This is a genomic window from Thauera sp. AutoDN2, from assembly GCF_051280715.1.
Lineage (GTDB): Bacteria > Pseudomonadota > Gammaproteobacteria > Burkholderiales > Rhodocyclaceae > Thauera.
This window is the reverse complement of the sequence record NZ_JBNCAR010000002.1, coordinates 111,113-130,515: the sequence shown is the minus strand read 5'-3', so window position 1 is coordinate 130,515 and position 19,403 is coordinate 111,113. Positions and strand designations below refer to the sequence as shown.

19 protein-coding genes are annotated in these 19,403 nt (G+C 67.8%); 7 read left to right on the top strand and 12 right to left on the bottom strand.

The window, feature by feature from the left end:
• Window positions 1-12 precede the first annotated feature (12 nt).
• Window positions 13-531, bottom strand: coding sequence for a thioredoxin fold domain-containing protein (locus ACPT9U_RS01950; protein ID WP_435749695.1), 519 nt, complete (start codon window positions 529-531; stop codon window positions 13-15).
• 29 nt (window positions 532-560) lie between these two features.
• On the opposite strand from ACPT9U_RS01950, the gene hemC reads away from it, so the two are divergent.
• From hemC to ACPT9U_RS01930, 4 genes are all read left to right on the top strand, one after another.
• Complete coding sequence (gene hemC / locus ACPT9U_RS01945) at window positions 561-1,493, top strand: hydroxymethylbilane synthase (RefSeq protein WP_418364890.1); 933 nt, start codon at window positions 561-563, stop codon at window positions 1,491-1,493.
• A 95-nt stretch (window positions 1,494-1,588) separates the two neighbouring features.
• Complete coding sequence (locus tag ACPT9U_RS01940; RefSeq protein WP_435749780.1) at window positions 1,589-2,323, top strand: uroporphyrinogen-III synthase; 735 nt, start codon at window positions 1,589-1,591, stop codon at window positions 2,321-2,323.
• A gap of 120 nt (window positions 2,324-2,443) precedes the next feature.
• Complete coding sequence (locus ACPT9U_RS01935) at window positions 2,444-3,838, top strand: uroporphyrinogen-III C-methyltransferase (protein WP_435749694.1); 1,395 nt, start codon at window positions 2,444-2,446, stop codon at window positions 3,836-3,838.
• Window positions 3,839-3,848: 10 nt separating this feature from the next.
• Window positions 3,849-5,048, top strand: a complete 1,200-nt coding sequence (locus tag ACPT9U_RS01930; RefSeq protein WP_418364892.1) for a heme biosynthesis HemY N-terminal domain-containing protein — start codon at window positions 3,849-3,851, stop codon at window positions 5,046-5,048.
• Window positions 5,049-5,197: 149 nt separating this feature from the next.
• Here the strand turns inward: ACPT9U_RS01930 and hemF are convergent, their stop codons facing one another.
• From hemF to ACPT9U_RS01895, 7 genes are all read right to left on the bottom strand, one after another.
• Window positions 5,198-6,109, bottom strand: a complete 912-nt coding sequence (gene hemF, locus ACPT9U_RS01925; RefSeq protein WP_435749693.1) for an oxygen-dependent coproporphyrinogen oxidase — start codon at window positions 6,107-6,109, stop codon at window positions 5,198-5,200.
• Window positions 6,110-6,115: 6 nt separating this feature from the next.
• Window positions 6,116-6,448 (bottom strand): YegP family protein, encoded by a 333-nt coding sequence (locus ACPT9U_RS01920; RefSeq protein WP_435749692.1) that lies wholly within the window; start codon window positions 6,446-6,448, stop codon window positions 6,116-6,118.
• Window positions 6,449-6,590: 142 nt separating this feature from the next.
• Window positions 6,591-7,868, bottom strand: coding sequence for a phosphoribosylamine--glycine ligase (gene purD / locus ACPT9U_RS01915; protein WP_435749691.1), 1,278 nt, complete (start codon window positions 7,866-7,868; stop codon window positions 6,591-6,593).
• 34 nt (window positions 7,869-7,902) lie between these two features.
• Window positions 7,903-9,492, bottom strand: a complete 1,590-nt coding sequence (purH, locus tag ACPT9U_RS01910; protein WP_435749690.1) for a bifunctional phosphoribosylaminoimidazolecarboxamide formyltransferase/IMP cyclohydrolase — start codon at window positions 9,490-9,492, stop codon at window positions 7,903-7,905.
• A gap of 82 nt (window positions 9,493-9,574) precedes the next feature.
• Window positions 9,575-9,814, bottom strand: coding sequence for a helix-turn-helix domain-containing protein (locus ACPT9U_RS01905; protein ID WP_418364897.1), 240 nt, complete (start codon window positions 9,812-9,814; stop codon window positions 9,575-9,577).
• A complete protein-coding gene (dusB, locus tag ACPT9U_RS01900; RefSeq protein WP_435749779.1) occupies window positions 9,811-10,854 on the bottom strand; it encodes a tRNA dihydrouridine synthase DusB in 1,044 nt (347 codons plus the stop codon). The genes ACPT9U_RS01905 and dusB overlap by 4 nt, the downstream gene beginning before the upstream one ends.
• A gap of 131 nt (window positions 10,855-10,985) precedes the next feature.
• Window positions 10,986-12,134, bottom strand: a complete 1,149-nt coding sequence (locus ACPT9U_RS01895; RefSeq protein WP_435749689.1) for a trans-sulfuration enzyme family protein — start codon at window positions 12,132-12,134, stop codon at window positions 10,986-10,988.
• A 185-nt stretch (window positions 12,135-12,319) separates the two neighbouring features.
• Between ACPT9U_RS01895 and ACPT9U_RS01890 the strand changes: the two genes are divergently transcribed.
• The 3 genes from ACPT9U_RS01890 to ACPT9U_RS01880 are packed head-to-tail and all read left to right on the top strand — an operon-like array spanning window position 12,320 to window position 14,831.
• Window positions 12,320-13,348 carry a methionine ABC transporter ATP-binding protein gene (locus ACPT9U_RS01890; protein ID WP_435749688.1) on the top strand — a complete coding sequence of 343 codons (1,029 nt, stop codon included), beginning with the start codon at window positions 12,320-12,322 and terminating at the stop codon, window positions 13,346-13,348.
• On the top strand, window positions 13,348-14,007 hold the full coding sequence (locus ACPT9U_RS01885; protein ID WP_004366368.1) for a methionine ABC transporter permease: 660 nt from the start codon (window positions 13,348-13,350) through the stop codon (window positions 14,005-14,007). The genes ACPT9U_RS01890 and ACPT9U_RS01885 overlap by 1 nt, the downstream gene beginning before the upstream one ends.
• Before the next feature lie 23 nt (window positions 14,008-14,030).
• Window positions 14,031-14,831: a MetQ/NlpA family ABC transporter substrate-binding protein gene (locus ACPT9U_RS01880; RefSeq protein WP_435749687.1), complete on the top strand. Its 801-nt coding sequence runs from the start codon at window positions 14,031-14,033 to the stop codon at window positions 14,829-14,831.
• Between the two features lie 103 nt (window positions 14,832-14,934).
• On the opposite strand, the gene ACPT9U_RS01875 is transcribed toward ACPT9U_RS01880, so the two are convergent.
• The 4 genes from ACPT9U_RS01875 to ACPT9U_RS01860 form a co-directional block, all read right to left on the bottom strand.
• Window positions 14,935-16,146 (bottom strand): FAD-dependent monooxygenase, encoded by a 1,212-nt coding sequence (locus ACPT9U_RS01875; protein WP_435749686.1) that lies wholly within the window; start codon window positions 16,144-16,146, stop codon window positions 14,935-14,937.
• A complete protein-coding gene (locus ACPT9U_RS01870; RefSeq protein WP_418364902.1) occupies window positions 16,139-17,494 on the bottom strand; it encodes an aminopeptidase P N-terminal domain-containing protein in 1,356 nt (451 codons plus the stop codon). Before ACPT9U_RS01870 ends, ACPT9U_RS01875 begins: the two co-directional genes overlap by 8 nt.
• Window positions 17,495-17,586: 92 nt before the next feature.
• Window positions 17,587-18,267, bottom strand: coding sequence for an N-acetylmuramate alpha-1-phosphate uridylyltransferase MurU (murU, locus tag ACPT9U_RS01865; protein ID WP_435749778.1), 681 nt, complete (start codon window positions 18,265-18,267; stop codon window positions 17,587-17,589).
• Window positions 18,268-18,284: 17 nt separating this feature from the next.
• Window positions 18,285-19,313, bottom strand: coding sequence for an aminoglycoside phosphotransferase family protein (locus ACPT9U_RS01860; protein WP_435749685.1), 1,029 nt, complete (start codon window positions 19,311-19,313; stop codon window positions 18,285-18,287).
• Between the last annotated feature and the right edge of the window lie 90 nt (window positions 19,314-19,403).

Sequence of the window (19,403 nt, the reverse complement as noted above, 5' to 3'; positions counted from 1 at the left end):
CGCGTGGCAGGCTCAGGGGCGTGCTGCAAGGCGTGCGCGCGCTTCATCGACCGCGTTCTCGACGTACTGTCCGTAGAAGTCCGCCAGGCGCATGCCGATGATGGGCTCGGCGAGGAGGCGGCCATCGGCGTCGAGCACGACTACGGTCGGTGTGAAGCGACCCCCCAGTGTTCTGGCGAGCTTGCGATGGGTGGTTTTGCGTCCGGCGAAGTCGCTGAGCGGGACGTCCGAGTCGATGTCAATCTGCCGGAAGAGGGTGCGGCCGGTGTTGGCGGGGTCTTGTGCCATCGGCACCAGGTAGGTGCGCGCAGCGTCGCAATACGTGCATCCTGCCTGGCTGAAGAGCACGACCATCGGCATCTTCGCAGCGCGCATCGCCGCTGCGTCACCCGCCAGATCCAGGGCGCCGGTCAGGCCCGTGCCGGCGGCCGAGAGCGCGATCGGCACGCATGCTAGAATGCCGCCGAACGCACGCACCAACGATGCCAGCCCGGATGCTGCTCCGGGACGGTGTCCAGGTGTTGTCCGCATGAACCCATCCTGTCAGGTAAGTATCCATCGTGAGCCAGAAAAGCCCCGAGCGCATCGTCATCGCCACCCGTGAAAGCCGTCTCGCCCTGTGGCAGGCCGAGCACATCAAGGCCCGGCTCGAGGCATTGTATCCTGGCTGCCAGGTCGAACTGCTCGGCATGACGACGCGGGGTGACCAGATCCTGGACCGTCCCCTGGCCAAGGTCGGCGGCAAGGGTTTGTTCGTCAAGGAGCTCGAAACCGCCCTGCTCGACGGTCGGGCCGACATCGCAGTGCATTCAATGAAGGACGTGCCGATGGAGATGGGGGCCGAGTTCGCGCTGCCCTGCATCTGCGCGCGAGAAGTGCCGCTCGATGCTTTCGTCTCGAACCGCTACGAGAGCCTGGCCGACATGCCTCCGGGGGCGGTGGTCGGGACCTCGTCCCTGCGCCGCGAGTCGCAGATCCACGCGCAATACCCGTTCCTCGGCGTGACCAGCCTGCGTGGCAACCTCGACACCCGCCTGCGCAAGCTCGACGAAGGCCAGTACGACGCAATCATCCTGGCTGCTGCAGGCCTGACCCGTCTGGGCATGGGCGAGCGCATCCGCTCGGTGATGCCGGCGGAGGTTTCGCTGCCTGCCGCGGGGCAGGGCGCGCTGGGCATCGAGTGTCTAGCCGCGCGCGCCGACGTGATCGAGTGGCTGCAGCCGCTGGTCGATGCCGAGACCACCGCCTGCGTGGTGGCCGAGCGCGCGGTTGCCCGCGCGCTGGCCGGCAGCTGCGAGGTTCCGCTCGGTGCCTACGCGATCATGCGTGCGGGGCGCCTGTGGCTGCGCGGCTTTGTCGCGCGTCCCGACGGCAGCGAGATCGTGCGTGCCGAGCGCGAGGGCGCGCCGGCAGACGCTGCGGTGCTAGGTCGCGCGCTGGCTGAAGAGCTGCGCGCGCAAGGCGCCGAAGCCATCCTTGCCGATATCGGCTAAGCGGCCTTCGGAGACGTGCGATGATGCCCCCAACCGCTGACGTCTCCGCCGTTCCGGACCTCGCAGGTTCCCTGGCGGGACGCACGCTCGTGGTGATGCGCCCGCGCGAACAGGCGGGCAGCCTGTGTGAGCGCATTCGTGCCCTCGGCGGCAACGCGCTGCTGTTTCCCGTCATTGCCGTCGGTCCCGCGCTTGATTCTGCGCCGCTCGAGGCGATCGTTCCGCGCCTGGACGAGTTCGATCTCGCCTTCTTCGTAAGCCCCAATGCCGTTCATCACGCGATGCAGTTCGTGCTGGCGCGCCGTGCCTGGCCTCGCACGCTCGGCGTGGCGACGGTGGGCAAGGGCAGCGAGCGCGTGCTGCGCGGTTATGGCTTCGAGCAGGTCATTGCGCCGCAGCACGGATTCGACAGCGAGGCGGTGATCGCCCTGCCGGAGTTCTCCGCGCAGGCGGTCGCCGGGCGCAGGGTTCTGATCCTGCGTGGGGACGGGGGGCGTGAATTGCTCGCGGACACCTTGCGTGAACGGGGCGCAAGCGTGGAATATGTCACCTGTTACCGAAGATTCTGTCCCGACAATGATCCCGCGCAACTGCTCGATCCGGTAGCGCGCGGAAAGGTGGACGGCCTGCTGCTTACCAGCAGCGAGGGCGTGCGCAACCTTCGTCAGATGCTGGGCGCCGATGGCCTGGCCGCCCTGTGTGCAGTAACCGTATTTGCATCGCACCCGCGCATCGTTGCGCAGGCCCGGGAGGCAGGCTTCACCCACGTGGTGGAGACGCCGGCGGGCGACGACGGTCTGATGCAGACGCTCGTGAACCACTTTGGTTAAACTTGAACCATGAAAGAAGAGATCCCCGCCCTGACTCAGCCGCCAGCGTCTCAGCAAGCGTCGGCCGAGGACGCTGAAAGATCCTCTCCGGGGGAGACCCGAGACCTTCCCGAAAACCGCGTGCCGGAGCAGTCGGAAGGTGCGCGCCAGCAGCCGGATGGCGAGCAGGCCCCAGCCGGGGACGTTCCTGCCGTACCGCCCCCGGCGGAACCTGCAGTAAGCGAAGACACTCAGCCTGAACGCGGACGCAGCACGTTGGGCTGGTGGGCCTTGCTGGTTGCGCTGGTGGCCGTCGGCGGCGCCGGCTGGTCGATCTGGCAGGTGCGCGATACGCAGGCGCAGGCCGTCACGCTGCGCGAAGAACTCGCCAAGCGCCTCTCGGAAGGCGAATCGGTGGCCTCCGAAGCGCGGGGCATCGTGCGCCAGCAGCAGGAAGTCATCGCTTCGCTGCAGGGCAAGCTGGGCGCCCTCGAATCCAAGGTCGAAGTGACCGAGGGGCAGGCTGAGGCGCTCCAGGCCATGTACCAGGAGCTCTCCCGCAGCCGCGAGGAAGGGGTAGTGGCGGAGGTCGAACAGGCCGTCGCGCTCGCCGCACAGCAACTCCAGATCGCCGGTAACGTGGAGGCCGCGCTGATCGCCTTGCAGGAAGCAGAGGCTCGGCTCGCGCTGCATGACCGTGGCCAGCTCTCGGCTTTGCGTCGCGCGCTGGGGGGTGACATCGACGAGTTGCGCCTGCTGCCCGCGCTGGACGTCTCGGGGCTCAGCATCCGCCTCGAGCGCCTGCTTGAGCATGCCGACGCGATGCCGCTTGCCTTCGAGCGCCCCCTGTCGGCGGATGCCGCTGTGGGTGCCGACCTTGGGCCCGCCCAGAGCGGCGGCTTCGTTGGCTGGGTGGAGAAGGCTTGGCGCTTTTCGCAGGCCGTGGCTGCAGACGTGTGGCACGAGGTGCGTACCGTGATCCGCGTCGAGCGCATGGACGGCAAGGAGCCGGTATTGCTCGCCCCGGAGCAGAGCAGCTTCCTGCGCGAAAATCTCAAGCTGCGCCTGCTCACTGCACGGCTTGCACTGCTGGCACGTGATGGACGCACCTACGAGACCGACCTCGCGCAGGCGCGCGGCTGGGTCGAGCGTTTCTTCGACCAGGGCGACGAGCGCGTCAAGCTGGTGCTTAGCGAACTCCAGGCGCTTGGCGCAGTGAAGATTCGCTACACGCCGCCCGATCTGAGCGAAACATTCACTGCGCTGCGCAACCTGCAGGTACGCGCGGGCCGTCCGCCGCAACCGGTTGAACCCCCCAAGGCCGCCGCCGCGCCTGCGGATGAGGTCGAAACGGAGGCCGCGTCTGCAGCGTCGGAGGCGCCTGAGCCCGAATCCGCCCCAGCCACCGACGGCCTGGCGCCGAACGGCGAGGCAGCGGGCGCTGCGGATGCTGCTGCAGGGATGGGCGAGGCTGCGGACGGAGCCGCCGACAAGCCTGCCGAAGAACCCGTGCCCGCGCCTGCGGCCAGCGAATGAGGACGGGGCGATGCGCGCACTGATCTGGCTTATCGCGATCTTCGCCGTCGCCGTCGGCGTGGCGATGGTCGCTGGCGTGAATGATGGCTACGTCCTCGTGGTCCTGTCGCCCTGGCGGGCGCAGATTTCCCTCAACCTGTTCATCGTGCTCCTGGTGGTGGGCGTGGCGCTGGTACACATTCTGCTGCGCGTGGTCACGCGCACGCTGTCGCTGCCGGCCAGGGTCGCGCAGTGGCGTGAGCGCCGCCGCCGGCAGAAGGCTGACCGTGCCTTGAATGCCGCGATGAGCGCGCTGTTCGAAGGCCGCTATTCGCAGTCACTTAAGTCGGCGTCGAACGCATACGCGGCAAGTGAGGGATCCCCGATGGCGGCGCTGGTGGCGGCCCGTGCCGCGCACGCGCTGCAGGATCAGCCCCGTTACCAGGAATGGCTTGGCCATGCAGCGGAGGGCGGAAAGGAGAGCGAGGTCGCCTGCCTGATGACGGAGGCCGAGCTGGCGATCCTGAGCCGCGATTTCGAGGCGGCGGGGGCACGGCTCGCCCAACTGCGGGAGCGTGGCCACAAGCACATCGCCATGCTCCGCCTGGAGTCGGAGGTTCAGCTTGCGCTCGGCCAGTGGGACGACCTGATTCATACGCTGCGCCAGCTGCGCAAGCACAAGGCGCTTACGCCCGAGCAGGCTGCACCGGGGCTGCGCAGTGCGCATGTCGGGCGCATGCGGCAGATTCTGGCGAGCGATCCGGCGACGCTGGAGCGCTACTGGCTCGATATCCCCGCAGAGGAGCTCGAGGATCGGGGCCTGGTCGAGGAGGCGCTGCCGCTCATGGCGAAAGCCGGTTTTGCAGCGCGCGTGCGCAAGCAGGCGGAGCGGCTGCTGGACGAGCAGTGGGATAGCGGGCTGGCGCGCCTGTATGCGGATTGCTGCACGGGTACGCTCGATGACGCGCATGCCTGTCTGCACAAGGCGGAGTCCTGGCTGGAGCAGCAGCCCAAGGATGCGGGCCTGCTCTTCGCGCTGGGGCAACTCTGCCGTCGCACCGAACTCTGGGGTAAGGCGCAGAGCTACCTCGAAGCGTCGCTGGGTATTCAACCCGAGGTGGACACCCATCTTGCGCTCGCGCATCTGTTCGAAACCCTGGAGCGCCCGGCCGATGCCCAACGGCACTACCGGGCTGCAGCCGAGTGGGTAGCGGTCGGCGCAGGCGTCTGAGCGCAGGCATCTGAAAATTCCTGCTGGCCGGAATCAAAAACGCCCCGCGAAGAATCTTGCGGGGCGTTTTTCATTCCGCCGGATGCGCACCAGCTTGGGGGTGTTCGGGGGTGTTCGCGCAGCTGCCAGAGGGCCGGTTGTGCGGCCGCTCAGGCCCAGTCGCGCGGGCTCAGGTATTTTTCGTACAGCTCGGCCTCGGGCGAACCGGGCTCGGGTTTCCAGTCGTAGCGCCATTTCACCATCGGAGGCATGGACATCAGGATGGATTCGGTGCGCCCGCCTGACTGCAGCCCGAACAGGGTGCCGCGGTCGAAGACCAGGTTGAATTCGACATAGCGCCCCCTGCGGTAGGCGAGGAAATCGCGCTCGCGCTCGCCATAGGGCATGTCCTTGCGTCGCTCGACGATGGGCAGGTAGGCGTGCTCGAACGCATTCCCGACCGCCTGGGTGAGGCCGAAGGCGGTGTCGAAATCCGTGCCACCGTCTGCGCCCAGGTCGTCGAAGAACAGGCCGCCGACACCGCGCGCTTCGTTGCGGTGCTTGAGGAAGAAGTAGCGGTCGCACCAGTCCTTCAGGCGGGCGTACTCGGCCTCGCCGCCGAAGGGCAGCACCGCCCGTTTGCAGGTGGCGTGGAAGTGACGGACGTCTTCTTCAAAGGCGTAGTACGGTGTCAGGTCCATCCCGCCGCCGAACCACCACACCGGCGGTCTTCCGTCGGCCAGCGCGACGAAGAAACGCACGTTCATGTGCGCGGTCGGGCAGTAGGGGTTGCGGGGGTGCAGCACGAGCGAGACGCCCATGGCCTCGAAGCGGCGACCGGCCAGTTCGGGACGGTGTGCGGTGGCCGAGGCCGGCATGCCGTCGCCCATCACATGCGAGAAATTCACTCCGGCACGTTCAAAGAAGTCTCCCTCCTCGATGACGCGGGTGAGCCCGCCACCACCGCCCGGGCGCTCCCAGCCGTCCGCCCTGAAAGGCTTGCCGTCGAAGGCTTCGAGCCGGCGGACGATGCGCTGCTGAAGATCGGTGAACCAGGGTTTGATGATGGCGGGATTAGTCATTGCGTCTCAGCTCTTGTCGTCGACCGATGCATCGGCGGCGCCGGCCTTGGTTGCGGCGATAGCCGCATCGCAGGCGGCTGCGTCCGCGAACATCGGGCTGGTGCCGATGATCTGGCCGTTGCTCGCCTTGAGATTGAAATAAGGGCGACCGTCCGAGGCGGTACATGCCTCGTAGCGCTTGTCTTCAGCGGCGTTCTTGCGCACGGACTCGACGCCGTTGGTGCAGCTTGCCTTGGCGTTGTAGCCTTCGCTGCGCAACAGGGTCTTGCCCTCGGCATTGACCAGCTTGAAGTGGAACTCGCCCTTGTCGTTCTTGGTGATCTCGAATTTCACGGACATCCGCGCCTCCTTGACGGGTTTCTGGGTCAAGCGTGCGAGGATCGCACGCTTGACAGCAGGATAGCCCGCCCGCCCCACCTTGTCAGTCGTGGCTGGCGCCGCAGTGCGCATTCGGATGCCCGGATTCCCCGCTCCGGGAAATTCAGTTCTTGCGGGTGAGTGCGCGATGGCCGATGTCACGACGGTACTGGCGACCGTCAAAGGTGATGGCGTCCGCAAGTTCGTAGGCGCGTTTCTGTGCAGTGCGCACGTTGTCGCCGAGTGCGGTCACGCACAGCACGCGGCCGCCGGCGGTGACGATCTTGCCGTCCTGCATTGCCGTGCCGGCGTGAAAGACGTGTGCATCCTCGATCTCGCCGGCCGGCAGCCCTGCGATCGGATCGCCCTTGCGCGGACTCTCCGGGTAGCCGGCAGCGGCGAGCACGACGCCGAGCGCGAAGCGCCGGTCCCATTCCGCTTCGATCTGATCCAGCTTGCCTGCGATCGCGGCTTCGATCAGGTCGGAGAGGTCGGTCTTCAAGCGCATCATGATCGGCTGGGTTTCGGGGTCGCCCATGCGGCAGTTGAACTCCACCACGCGCGGACGCCCCTCGCCGTCGATCATCAGGCCGGCGTAGAGGAAGCCGGTGTAGGGCAGGCCGTCTGCGGCCATGCCCGCAAGGGTCGGACTGATGACCTCGCGCATCACGCGCGCATGCACGTCCGGGGTCACGACCGGCGCAGGCGAGTAGGCGCCCATGCCGCCCGTGTTCGGGCCTTCGTCCCCGTCCTTCAGGCGCTTGTGGTCCTGACTGGTGGCGAGTGCGAGCGCATTCCGGCCGTCGGCCATGACGATGAAGCTCGCCTCCTCACCCTCCATGAACTCTTCGACCACCACCCGGGCACCCGCATCGCCCATGCGGTTATCCAGCAGCATCATGTCGATCGCGCCATGCGCCTCTTCGGCGCTCATCGCCACCACCACGCCCTTGCCCGCAGCAAGGCCGTCGGCCTTGATCACGATCGGCGCACCCTCGGCATCGATGTAGGCATGGGCCGCGGCTGCATCGGAGAAGGTGCGGTATTTTGCGGTCGGGATGTTGTGGCGGATGAGGAACTGCTTGGCGAAGTCCTTGGAGCTCTCGAGCTGCGCCGCGGCCTTGGTCGGTCCGAAGATCGGCAGGCCAGCCGCGCGGAAGGCGTCCACCACGCCCGCTGCAAGTGGCGCTTCGGGGCCGACTACGGTGAACGCCACCTGCTCGCGCTTCGCCAACTCCACCAGCACCGGGATGTCGGTGACCGGCGCGTTCTGCAGCTTCGGCTCGCTCGCGGTGCCGGGGTTGCCCGGCGCCACCAGCACGCGGGTGACCTTGGGCGACTGGGCGAGTTTCCAGGCCAGCGCGTGTTCGCGGCCGCCGGAACCGATGACGAGGACTTTCATGGGCTGCTCCGATTCTCTGCGGGGACGGTCGTGCTCAGTGGCGGAAGTGCCGGTAGCCGGTGAACACCATGGCGATGCCCTGCTCGTCGGCCGCGGCGATCACCTCCTCGTCGCGCACCGAGCCGCCGGGCTGGATCACCGCGGTGGCACCGGCCTGGGCGAGCACGTCGAGGCCATCGCGGAAGGGGAAGAAGGCGTCCGAGGCGACCACGCAGCCACCGATCTGGAGGCCGGCGTTCTCCGCCTTGATCTTGGCGATGCGGGCGGAGTCGACCCGGCTCATCTGGCCGGCGCCGACGCCGATGGTCATGCCGTCCTTGCAATACACGATGGCGTTGGACTTGACGTACTTGGCCACGCGCCAGGCGAACAGCATGTCGCGCATCTCGGTATCGGAGGGGGCGCGCTGCGTGACGACCTTGAGGCCGGCGATCTGGATGCGCGCTTCGTCCGCGCTCTGCACCAGCAGGCCACCACCCACACGCTTGTAGTCGAAGGCGCCCGCGGGCTGCCCGAGCGGACAGGTGAGCACGCGCACGTTCTTCTTGCTGGCGAGCAATTCGAGCGCGTCGGCGGCGTAGGCAGGCGCGATCAGCACTTCGAGGAACTGTGCCGACACCGCCTCGGCTGCGGCGCGGTCCACTTCGCCGTTGAAGGCGATGATGCCGCCGAAGGCCGAGGTGGGGTCGGTGGAGAAGGCCTTCTTGTAGGCCTCGAGCGGGCTGGCTGCGACGGCTACGCCACAGGGGTTGGCGTGCTTGACGATGACGCAGGCGGCGGCCGGGCCGTCGAAGGCCTTGACGCACTCCCAGGCCGCGTCGGCGTCGGCGATGTTGTTGTACGACAGCTCCTTGCCCTGCAACTGGGTGTAGCCGGCAACGCCACCCTCGGCTGCGCCCGGTTGGCGGTAGAAGGCCGCTGTCTGGTGCGGGTTTTCGCCGTAGCGCAGGTCCTGCACCTTGTCGAAGGCGAGCTGCAGGCGCTCGGGGTAGGTCTGCAGGGATACGTCGCCGGCTTCGTTGCTGACCAGCGCGGTGAGGTAGTTGGAGATCGCCGAGTCGTAGCGCGCAGTGTGGGTGAAGGCCTTCACCGCGAGCGCAAAGCGGGTCTTGTGGCTGAGCTTGCCGGCGTTGGACTTGAGCTCCTCGACGATGCAGCCGTAGTCCTCGGGGTCGGTGACGATGCCCACGCCACCCTGCTCGTTGCCGTGATTCTTGGCTGCGGCGCGGACCATCGTCGGGCCGCCGATGTCGATGTTCTCGATCGCGTCTTCCAGCGAACAGTCGGGCTTGGCCACGGTCTGCTGGAAGGGGTAGAGGTTCACCACGACCAGGTCGATACGGCCGATGTCGTGTGCGGCGATCGTGTCCATGTGCTCGGACAGGTCGCGACGGGCGAGGATGCCGCCGTGCACCTTCGGGTGCAGCGTCTTGACCCGGCCGTCAAGCATTTCGGGGAAGCCGGTGTGCTCGGAGACGTCAGTCACCGGCAGGCCGGCTTCGCGCAGCAGGCTTGCGGTGCCTCCGGTCGACAGCAGCTTGATGCCGAGAGAGGAGAGTTCGCGAGCGAAGTCGAGCACGCCGGTCTTGTCGGAAACACTGATCAGGGCTTGGGACACGTTCATCTTTGGGGGCCTGAGGCGAAGGTCGGAAAGGAAAGGTCGGGCGGAAACACCGTCGAGGAAGGCGGGCGGTGCCCGGCGTCGCTCAAAGCAGCTCGTAGTCGTTGAGCTTGCGTCGCAGGGTGTTGCGGTTGATGCCAAGCATATCGGCAGCGACCGTCTGGTTGCCGTTGGCACGCTCGAGGACGAACGCCAGCATCGGACGTTCGACATTGCGGATCACCATGTCGTGGATGGCGGCCGGCCGTTCTCCGTCCAGGTCGCGGAAATACTGGTCCAGCGTGCGGACGACGGCGTCGGCGATTTCGTTGCTGCGACTGGTCATGCGGCGAGTTCCTGCGGATATTCGGCGGGGGCGTCGTCCTGGTCGTGCTCGTAGCTCAGGCGCGCGTCGGCTTCGGCGAGTTGGCCGAAGAAGTCGTCCACCGCCGCGAGCTGAGCGGGAACGTCCGGGATCTGGTTCATCGTACGCCGGAACGCGGCCGATCCGACCAGTCCCTTGGTGTACCAGGAGATGTGCTTGCGGGCGATCTTCACACCCCGGTCTTCGCCGTAGAAGGCGTAGAGATCGGCGAGATGCTCGCGGCACACCTGGAGGATCTCGCTCACCAGCGGCGCGGGCAGCAACTCGCCGGTCGCGAGGTAGTGCTCGATCTCGCGGAAGATCCACGGCCGGCCCTGCGCCGCGCGCCCGATCATGACGCCATCCGCGCCCGTGTAGTCGAGCACGTGCTTCGCCTTTTGCGGGCTGGTGATGTCGCCGTTGGCAATCACCGGGATCCTCACCAAGGTCTTGACGTGGGCGATCGTGTCGTACTCGGCCTCGCCCATGTACTGGTCGGCGCGCGTGCGGCCATGAATGGCGATCGCGCGGATGCCGGACTGTTCGGCGATGCGGGCAATCGTGGGGGCGTTCCTGTTTGCGCGGTTCCAGCCGGTGCGAAACTTGAGTGTGACCGGGGTGTCCGGCACGGCCCGGACCACCGCTTCGAGGATGCGCGCCACGAGCGGCTCGTCCTGCATCAGCGCCGAGCCCGCCATCACGTTGCACACCTTCTTGGCCGGGCAGCCCATGTTGATGTCGATGATCTGCGCGCCCCGGTCGGCGTTGTACTTTGCCGCCTCGGCCATCATCGCCGGGTCGGCGCCTGCAATCTGTACCGAGATCGGATCCACCTCGCCGGTGTGGTCGGCGCGACGGCGGGTCTTCTCGCTGCCGTACAGCAGCGAGTTGGAGGTGACCATCTCGGACACGGCTACGCCTGCGCCCAGCTTCTTGCACAACTGGCGGAAGGGTCGATCCGTCACGCCGGCCATGGGGGCGACGAACAGATTGTTGCGCAAGGTGAAGCCGGCAAACTGCATGGCGGGGACGGGCTGGGGAGCGGACAGGGGAAAGGGCGGCATTTTACCCCATCGCTCAGGCCCTTGGGCGCGAAGGCCGTTGCATGCATGCAACCCACCGTGCGGCGGGGGCGCTCCGGCGCCCCGATTCCTCAGTCTTGGCTCGCGTCCCGAAGGGCCTGTTCGAGGTCTGCGATCAGATCGTCGGCGTCCTCGATGCCGACCGAGATCCGCAGCAGATCGAGCGGGCAGCGTGTGCCCGGGCCCTCGATCGGGCCACGGTGCTCGATCAGGCTTTCGACCGAGCCGAGCGAGGTTGCGCGGCGGAAGATCTTCACGGTGCCCGCGACCCGGCGTGCGGCACCTTCGCCGCCTTTGACGCGCAGCGACAGCATGGCGCCGAAGCCGCCTTTCATCTGGCGGCAGGCGATGTCGTAGCCAGGATGCGAGGGTAGGCCGGGATAGAGCACCGCGACCAGCGCCGGATGGTGTTCGAAGTGCTGTGCGATGCGCAGTGCCGAGGCGGCGGCGGTCCGCACGCGCGGGAACAGCGTGCGCAGGCCGCGTGCCAGCAACCAGGCCTCGAAGGGGCCGGGTACCGCGCCGCCGTTCTGGCGCGCGGTCCGGATGCGGGACCAGAAGTCGTCCTCGGCGCGCGTGACCAGTGCGCCGGCAACGACATCGGAGTGACCGTTGAGGTATTTCGTTGCCGAGTGCATGACGATGTCGGCGCCGAGCGCCAATGGTTGGGTGAACACCGGTGTGGATACGGTGGAGTCCACCACCAGGCGCGCGCCTGCCGCATGCGCACGCCCGGCTGCCTGGGCGATGTCGAGGACCTCCCAGGTTGGGTTTGCGGGCGTCTCCACCCAGACCAGGTCTGCCGGGCGTGCGAGCAGGGCGGTGAGCTCGTCGCTGTCGGCGTAGAAATCCAGGGCCAGGCCCCAGTTACCGGTGAAGCTCACCAGCCAGTTGCGCAGTGACCAGTACATGTCGCGCGGTGCCACGATGCGCATGCCGGGCTTGAGCGCGAGCAGCACCGCGGAGGCCGCGGCCATGCCCGAGGCGAACAGCGCGGCAGCTGCGCCACCCTCAAGGCGGCACAGCAAGGCTTCGGCCGGGTCGTAGGCGGGGCTGAGGTCGCGGGCGTAGATGCGTCCGCCGGGCAGACTCCCGTCCGGGTCGCGCTCGAAGGTGCTCGCCATGTGGATGGGTGGCACGATGTCGCGGTGTGGCATCGTCGTTGCGCCCACGCCCTGGGCGGCGAGGGTGGCGGGGGAGAGCGTGTCGTCATGCGGCATGATGCGCGGTCCTTCGGGCGAGGATGCGGAGGGGGAGAGCGGAGGAGCGCCAGACATTGCAGGATCGGTGCGGTGAGCGTGTGCGGCGGCCTCCGGGTGGCGGGGAGCCTACAAGCTCGACGTGGTGGTGTCGAGCCCGGCCCGCAGGTAAAATTGCCGGCTTTTTCCCCGCCGGGGCATTCGCCGTGATCCGTATCGAAAACCTGCGCAAGACCTATCGCGCGGCTGACGGCCGCGAGGTCGAGGCGCTCACCGACATCAACCTCGAGATCGGTACCGGCGAGGTGTTCGGCATCATCGGCCGCTCGGGCGCGGGCAAGAGCACCCTGATCCGCACCCTGAACCTGCTCGAGCGTCCGTCCGCCGGGCGCGTGCTGGTCGATGGCGAGGACATCACCACGCTCGACAGCGAAGGCCTGTACGCGCTGCGCCGTCGCGTCGGCATGATCTTCCAGCACTTCAACCTGCTCAATGCCAAGACGGTCGCCGACAACATCGACTGGCCGCTGAAGGCGACCGGGCAGGGCAATGCCGCCGAGCGTGCCGCGCGGGTGAAGGAGCTGCTGGCGCTGGTCGGCCTGTCCGAGCAGGGCCACAAGTACCCCTCGCAGCTGTCCGGCGGGCAGAAGCAGCGCGTGGGCATCGCGCGTGCGCTGGCCAACCGCCCGCAGTTGCTGCTGTGCGACGAGGCGACCTCGGCGCTCGATCCCGAGACAACGCAGTCCATCCTGCGCCTGCTGCTCGACATCAACCGCCAGCTGGGGCTGACCATTGTGCTCATCACCCACGAGATGCAGGTCATCCGCACGATCTGCGACCGCGTCGCGGTGATCGACGGTGGGCGCATCGTCGAGTCCGGCAAGGTCGTCGACGTATTCCTGCATCCCCGGCATCCGGTCACGCGCAGCATGGTGGCGCAGAGCGACGCGCTCGCTGCGGCGAGCTTCGACCCGGCGCGCGCCTACATGAGCGACAAGCTGCGCGGCACGCTGGTGCGCCTGACCTACATCGGCGACGTGACCTACCAGCCCATCCTCAGCCGCATCATGGCCGGCGCCAAGGTGCAGGTGACGATCCTGCAGGGTGAGGTCTCCAGCATCAAGGACGTGCCCTTCGGCCAGCTGCTGCTCGAGCTCGAAGGCGGCGAGGACGACATCCGCGCGGTGTTCGCCGAGCTCGACCGCCACCAGATCCACCACGAGGTGCTGCAGTAATGGACCTGTCCGTCATCGACTGGAGCGACATCTGGATCGCGACCTGGGAAACCCTGGTCATGACCGGCGTGTCCCTGTTCTTCACCATCCTGCTCGGGCTGCCGCTGGGCATCCTGCTGTTCGTCACCGCCAAGCGTCAGCTGCTGGAGCAGGGCTTCGTCTATACGGTGCTCTCGTTCGTGGTCAACGTGCTGCGCTCGGTGCCCTTCCTGATCCTCTTGATCGTGATGATCCCGGTCACGGTGATCCTGATCGGCACCTCGCTCGGCGTCGAGGGCGCGATTCCGCCGCTGGTGGTGGGCACCGCACCCTTCTTCGCGCGCCTGGTCGAGAACGTGCTGCGCGAGGTCGACCGCGGCGTCATCGAGGCCTGCCAGGCGATGGGCATTCGCACCGCACGCATCATCTTCGGCGCGCTGCTGCCCGAGGCCCTGCCCGGGCTGATCGCCGCCGTCACCGTGACGGCGATCACCTTGATGTCCTATGCTGCGATGTCCGGCGTGATCGGCGGTGGTGGCCTCGGTGACCTCGCGATCCGTTTCGGCTATCAGCGCTTCCAGACCGAGGTGATGGTGATCACCGTCGCCCTGCTGGTCGTGCTCGTCCAGATCATCCAGTACTCGGGCGACCGCCTGGTGCTGTATTTCACCCGCAAGTGATCCCCACGAAGGAGACTTCAACGATGTCGTTTACCCTGCGCAAACTGCTGGCGGCCGCCCTCGGCACGCTCACCCTGGCCGCCGGTTCGGTCGCGTCCGCCGCCGACCGTCTGGTCATCGCCGCCACCCCGGTGCCGCACGCGGAGATCCTCGAGTTCGTCAAGCCGATGCTGGCCAAGGAAGGCGTGGAGCTCGAGATCAAGGTGTTCACCGACTACGTGCAGCCCTCGATGCAGACGAACGAGAAGCGCGTCGACGGCAACTTCTTCCTGCACCAGCCCTACCTCGACGAGTTCAAGAAGAAGCAGAAGAACGACATCCAGACCGTGGTGACCAAGGTGCACGTCGAGCCGCTGGGCGCCTATTCGGGCAAGCACAAGGCGGTGGCGGACATCCCCGAGGGCGGGACGGTGGCGATTCCGAACGACCCGTCCAATTCCGGCCGCGCGCTGCTGCTGATGGCGAAGAACGGGCTGATCACGCTGAAGGATCCGAACAACATCTCGGCCACGCAGAAGGACATCGCCGAGAACCCGAAGAAGCTGAAGATCCGCGAACTCGAGGCCGCGACCCTTCCGCGCATCCTCAACCAGGTTGACCTGGCGGTGATCAACACCAACTACGCGATCGAGGCGAAGTTGAACCCGCTGAAGGACTCGCTGTTCATCGAGGACGCCAGCTCGCCCTACGCCAACCTGCTGGTGGCGCACGAGGAGAGCGCCACCAGCGAGGCGATGAAGAAGCTCGCCGCCGCGCTGAACTCGCCCGAGGTGAAGCAGTTCATCGCCGACAAGTACCAGGGCGCTGTGGTGCCGGCGTTCTGATCGGCGCGTGAAGATCGCGCCGCCCGATGGCGGCGCTCATGAAGCGAAAGGCCTGCAATCTCGTGTCCGGGGGCAGGCCTTTTTGCTGGCTACGCGGTGACGATCACGGCCAGGCGCGTGCGCCGAACAGCATGCGGCGCGCAAGGAAGTTGCGCAGCGGCGGGATCAGGTCGAGCGCGAACAGCGCGGCGCCGCGCGCGTGGCGCAGCGGGGTAAAGTCGTTACTGAACACGCGCACCAGGGTGTCTGTGAAGCGGATCGTCCCGAGGCGGTCCAGGCCGCGGGCGTTCGCATAGCGTGCGAGGACGGCAGCGGTGCCAGCGTCGAATGGTCTTGCCGCGGCGTCGGCGGAGCGCCGAGCGGTCGCCTCGCTTTCCTTCAGCAGAACGTCGGCGAGCGCCCACACGTCGCGCAACGCGAGGTTGAAGCCCTGTCCGGCGACCGGATGCAGGGTCTGCGCCGCATTGCCGAGCCACACCGTGCGCTGCGCGATGGTCGAGCGCCGGTAGCGCAGCACCAGCGGATAGCGCAGGCGCGGGCCGACGCCGGTGAGCCGCGCGCGGCCGCCGATGTGGGCCTGCAGGCGGGCGAGGTAGGCGGCATCGTCGAGCGCAAGCAGCTCGTCGGCGGTGTCGGGGTGGGCGACATGCACAAGCGCGTAGCCATTGCCCTTGGGCAGCAGCGCCACCGGGCCTTGCGGGGTGAAGCGCTCGAAGGCGGTGTGGCGGTGGCCGCCGGCGACCTGCACGTCGGCGATCAGCGCATGCTGGCCGTAGTCGTGCTCGACCACGTTGGGGTCGCCCGCGCGCAGGCCGCCTTCGGCGCAGGCTGCCAGGCGGGCGCGCAGCGTGGGGGCGGGACGGCCGGCGCCGGTGAGGCTGGCGATCACGTCGTCCTCGCCCGCGGCCACGTTGGTAATCTCGGTCTCGTCGAACACCGGGATGCCCGCTGCATCGACCGCCTTGCGCAGGGCTGCGGCGAGCGCGCCGGCCGAGGCGACGTAGCCCAGCGCGGGCAGGTCGTGTTCGGCGGCGTCGATCAGGGTGCGAGCGAGCCCCCCCTGGTGCGAGATGTGGATGTGCTCGATCGCGGTGCTCGGCAGCCCATCCCACACGCCGAGGCCTTGCAGTGTGAGCCGGGTGCCGTGGGCGAGCGCGAGGTCGCGCGGGTCCTTCGTGACCGCTTCGCGGGCCCGTGCGTCGGCGAGCACGATGTCGAGGCCGGCGTCCTTCAGTGCCAGCGCCAGCGCGAGGCCGACCGGGCCGGCGCCGACGATCAGCAGGTCATGGACGTGCTCGGGAGCGTTCTCAGGCATGGCGCGTGTCTCGCATCAGGGCCTCGATGTCCGCGACCGTCTTGGGCACGCCTTCGGTGATCAGCTCGCAGCCGGCTGCGGTGACCACCGCGTCGTCCTCGATGCGGATGCCGATGTTCCAGAAGGCCTCGGGCACGTCGTCGGCGGGGCGGATATAGCAGCCTGGTTCGATGGTCAGGACCATTCCTTCGACCAGCGGCCGCCACTCGCCACCGAGCTTGTATTCGCCGGCGTCGTGCACGTCCATGCCCAGCCAGTGGCCGGTGCGGTGCATGTAGAAGCGGCGGTAGTCGCCATTCTCGAGCGCGCCGTCGAGGCTGCCCTTGATCAGGCCGAGGTCGAGCATGCCCTGGGCAAGCACCTTCACCGCGGCGTCGTGGGGCTGGTTCCAGTGCGCACCGGGACGGGTGGCCTCACGCGCAGCCGCCTGGGCGGCGAGGACGATCTCGTAGACCGCGCGCTGCGGGCCGGAGAAGCGACCGTTGACAGGGAAGGTCCGGGTGATGTCGGAGGCGTAGCCGTCGAGCTCGCAGCCGGCGTCGATGAGCAGCAGGTCGCCGTCGGCGAGCGGCTTGTCGTTGTCGACGTAGTGCAGCACGCAGGCGTTGGCACCACCGGCGACGATCGAGGTGTAGGCCGGTGCCTGGCTGCCGGCGGCGCGGAAGGCGTGCAGCAACTCGGCCTCGATCTCGTACTCGAAGCGCCCCGGCCGGGTGGCGCGCATGGCGCGGCAGTGGGCGTCGGCGGAGATCTGCGCGGCGCGGCGCATGGTTGCGAGCTCGGAGACGTCCTTGACGAGGCGCATCTCATCGAGCTCGGCGCGCAGGTCGCGCACCGAATGCGGTGGAGTGAGGCCGGTGCGGGCCTTGTCGCGCACGGCGTTGAGTGCGCCGAGCACCTTCGCGTCCCAGTCGTTGTCGTAGCCAAGGCTGGTCCACAGCAGGGGCTGGTCGGCGAGGTAGTCGGGGAGGCGCTTCTCGAGGTCGCCGATGGTCCACGCCTCGTCGAAGCCAAAGGCCTTGCGCGCCGCATCGGGGCCCCAGCGATAGCCGTCCCAGATTTCGCGTTCCTCGTTCTTCTCGCGGCAGAAGAGGATCTGTTTCGTCTCCTGGCCGGCGACGAGCACGACGACCGCCTCGGGCTCGCGGAAGGCGGTGAGGTAATAGAAGTAGCTGTCGTGGCGGTAGGCGTAGTGGGCGTCGCGGTTGCGCACGCGCTCGGGGGCGGTGGGCAGGATGGCGACGCCGCCGCCGGCAGCCTGCATGCGGGCGAGCAGGCGATCGCGGCGGGCACGGAAGGGTGCGACCGCCACGGCGGTATTCAGGTTCGGAGTCGTGGGAGCGTTCATGGGCGGGATTATGGCACTGGCAGGGAAACGGTCGAGCGTCGGGGCGCCGGCGCCGCGCCCCCTGCGGTTCGACGGGTGACCCGGTGCGAGGTTCAGCCTGCGCGGGTGAGTTGGCAATCGAGTTCCGCCAGGCGTTCGGGGGTGCCGACGTCGATCCAGCAGCCCTTGTGGTGCTCGCCGCGGACCTGGCCAGCGCTCATGGCGTTGCGTAGCAGTGGGGCGAGCTTGGCCGGGTTGTTGTCGGGCAGGTTGGCAAACAGCGCAGGGTGATAGGCGCCCAGGCCGGAGAAGGTGAGGCGCGGCTGGCCATCGGCGCGGATGCGGCTGTCGGCGGCGAGATGGAAGTCGCCGTCCGGATGGTGCGCGGGGTTGTCGACCAGCAGCAGGTGGGCGAGCGCGCCGTCGGCGCGCAGATCCGCGGCGGCGGAACGCAGAGCGGTGAAATCCGCGTCGCAGAACACGTCGCCGTTGACGACGATGAAGGGTGCGTCGCCGAGCAGCGGCAGGGCGTGGCGGATGCCGCCAGCGGTCTCGAGTGCGGTGGCCTCGGGCGACCACGCGATGCGCACGCCGAAGGCGGTACCGTCGCCGAGCGCTTCCTCCAGCCGGTGGCCGAGGTGGGCGTGGTTGATGACAAGCTCGCTGAAGCCGGCTGCGCGCAGGCGCTCGATGTGCCACACGATCAAGGGCTTGCCGCCGACGGGCAGCAGCGGCTTGGGCGTGTGGTCGGTGAGCGGGCGCATGCGCTCGCCGCGCCCGGCGGCGAGGATCATCGCTTTCGTCATCGCGCTCAGAAGGTGTAGCCGACCTGCACGTCCTCGGGCTCGAGGCGGTCGAGCAGCTTCAGCAGCGGGCCGAGGTCGCGGTAGCGCTTGCAGGCGCGGCGCAGGTAGTCCGTCACCAGCGGCATGTCGGCGAGGTAGCCGTCCTTGCCGTCGCGGTGATACAGGCGGGCGAAGATGCCGAGCACCTTGATGTGGCGCTGCACGCCCATCCACTCGAAGTCGCGGTGGAAGTCGGTGAACGCCTCGCGCACCGGCAGGCCGAGCTTTTTCGCGGTTTCCCAGTAGCGGATCAGCAGGTCGAGGATGAACTCCTCGTCCCAGCGGATGTAGGCGTCCTTGAACAGCGACACCAGGTCGTAGCTGATCGGGCCATAGACCGCGTCCTGGAAGTCGATGATGCCGGGGTTCGCGCCGCGGCCCTCGGCGGGTTCGAGCAGCATCAGGTTGCGCGAGTGATAGTCGCGGTGTACGAAGACCTGAGGTTCGGCGAGGTTGGATGCGAGGATCTTGTCGAACGTTGCGTTCAGCGTGGCGGTCTCGGCTTCGGTCAGGGTGACGCCCTTGTGGCGGGCGATGTACCACTCGGGGAAGAGTTGCAGTTCGCGCATCAGCAGGGCGCGGTCGTACTCCGGCAGCACCCCGGGACGGCTGGCGCATTGGATCGCCGCCAGCGAACCGAGTGCGTCGGCGTACAGGTGCGCAGCGCGTTGCGGGTCGTCCTGCGCCTTGAGCGCCTGCAGATAGGTGGTCGAACCGAGGTCGGACAGCAGCAGGAAGCCCTGGTCGAGGTCTTGCGCGAGCACCTCGGGGACGTGTGCGCCCGCGGCGCGGAAGAGCTCGGCCACGTGCAGCCACGGGCGCACGTCTTCCTTCTCCGGCGGAGCGTCCATGACGACGCGCGAAGGGTTGCCGTCGGCGAAGGTGACGCGAAAGTAGCGCCGGAAGCTGGCGTCGGCCGAGGCCGGTGCGAGTTCGAAAGGATGGCCGGGCAGCGTGGCGGCGAGCCAGGTCCTGAGTTGTTCGAGGCGATGCAAACCGGATCTCCGCGGGTGTTCGTGTAGAATCCGCGAGTTTATCAACACGGTGGTTCGGGTGGGCAGACGCACATTGCGAACAACGGAAAA